The 1,603-nt window shown below is 60.1% G+C and carries 1 protein-coding gene; it reads right to left on the bottom strand.

Features of this window, described 5'->3' with window-relative positions; genetic code table 11:
- Positions 1–361: 361 nt before the first annotated feature.
- On the bottom strand, positions 362–1,450 hold the full coding sequence (locus AB843_RS24530; RefSeq protein WP_082144009.1) for an IS110 family RNA-guided transposase: 1,089 nt from the start codon (positions 1,448–1,450) through the stop codon (positions 362–364).
- Positions 1,451–1,603 lie beyond the last annotated feature (153 nt).

The following is a 1,603-nucleotide window of genomic DNA, read 5'->3' as shown; positions in this document are numbered from 1 at the left end:
CAGCGGCCGGTGTCGGCCGCAATGACACCTCCTCAGCCTATGGCCGGGGAGGCTGTGGCGCATTCTCTAGCCGCGCGTTCTCGTCAAGCACCGTTTTAGTTCTTCCGCATGCACGTCCTTTCCGGTGAGCAGGGATCATCTCTGCAATCGGGTCAGCATTCTCTCCGCGGTCCAATCGGCTGATCGTCGCTATGACGATCCCGGCCGGGATCTGCTGATCCGCCGCAATTGTGGGTTCAAAAAGGGAGGGGCTGCCAATATGTCACAACGGGTTCTGTGTCTGCACCCAATACGCCACGCGCACGTCACCACATCCCTTCGTCCCTGCAGAGACCGTTTCCTGGTAGAAACAGGAAACCTGCTACACCACGGCACCCTCAACCGGCACCGGGGGTTCCTTGATCTTTTTCGGACGATAGACTTGGCCGCTTACCCAGAGCCTGTGCAGCAGAACGGCGAGCTTGCGGGCGACTGCGATCTTGGCCTTGTTGAAGCCGATGCGCCTCGCCAGCCGCACGCCCCACGCCCTGAGCGGCGTCCAGGTTTTGGTGCTGACCAGCATCACTGTGGCAGCCCGCACCAGCGCCAGCCGGACCATGCTGTCGCCGCGTTTGCTGATTTTGCCTGACTGGTGGCTTTCGCCGGATTGAAAGACGCGCGGGGTCAAACCGAAATAGGCGCCGATGTCATTGGCATCCTTGAAGCGAGATGGATCGTCGATTGCGGTTACGTAAGTCAACGCGGTGACAGGACCAACCCCGGGCACGGTCATCAATCTGCGGCATACGGGGTCGGCGGCCGCCATCTTCTCGACCTCCTTGTCGTAGCATTCGATCTGGCGCCACATATCTCGGTGCATGTCGAGCATCGGCAGAATGGAGCTGACCAGCTTTATGCCGTTCGCGCTCGCCTCCCTGAGCTTGCCGAGAACCCTCTGCCGAAACGTATCGTGAGTGACGGAACCGCGAGAAACCAGGAGCCCGAATGGCTTCATCAGCCCAGTGATGCGGTTCTCCAGCGTCACCCGCATGCCGACGAGGTTGTGGCGCAACGACAATGTGGTGCGCGCTTCCTGCGCCCAGAGGCTCTTGAGGTGAACGACGCGAATCCAATCCTCCCCCATCCGCATCAGTTCGGCCAGGCCCCGCGCGTCGTTCTTGTCGGTCTTGTTCCGACGCATCGACAGGGCGCGATAGGTCTGGAAGGATTCCAGAACGACGACCGGCAAGCCTGCCTTCATCAGCTCGGTATGGAGCCAGGGTGAAAGAGCGCCGGCCTCGAGCCCGATCTTCTCCACACAATCAGATCGCTTACGGATATAGGCCACCAAATCGAATGGCCTGGTCAGGCACATGCCCTCCGAAACGACCTTGCCCTTGTCGTCAATTATACAAACTGCCGTGCTCTTTTGTGATACATCCAATCCAATGAAATGCCGTGGGTCCGTCATTCGCCAAAATCCCCGTTGAATAGCCTGCCTATGCTCATTATGCGGAGCGCAGCGCGGCTACCCAATATGTCCAGGGCTTCGGCCTAAAGGCCATGGCGGTCGTCTGCTGGCGGCTTACGAACTCCCCGGTCGCCAGGGCGCCCTGCCCTGGTG

Origin of the sequence: Nitratireductor soli (genome assembly GCF_001050155.1) — a bacterium.
In the GTDB taxonomy this organism is placed as follows: Bacteria; Pseudomonadota; Alphaproteobacteria; order Rhizobiales; family Rhizobiaceae; genus Nitratireductor; species Nitratireductor soli.
Note: the sequence above shows the minus strand (reverse complement) of the source record. Positions and strands in the feature narration are given on the sequence as shown.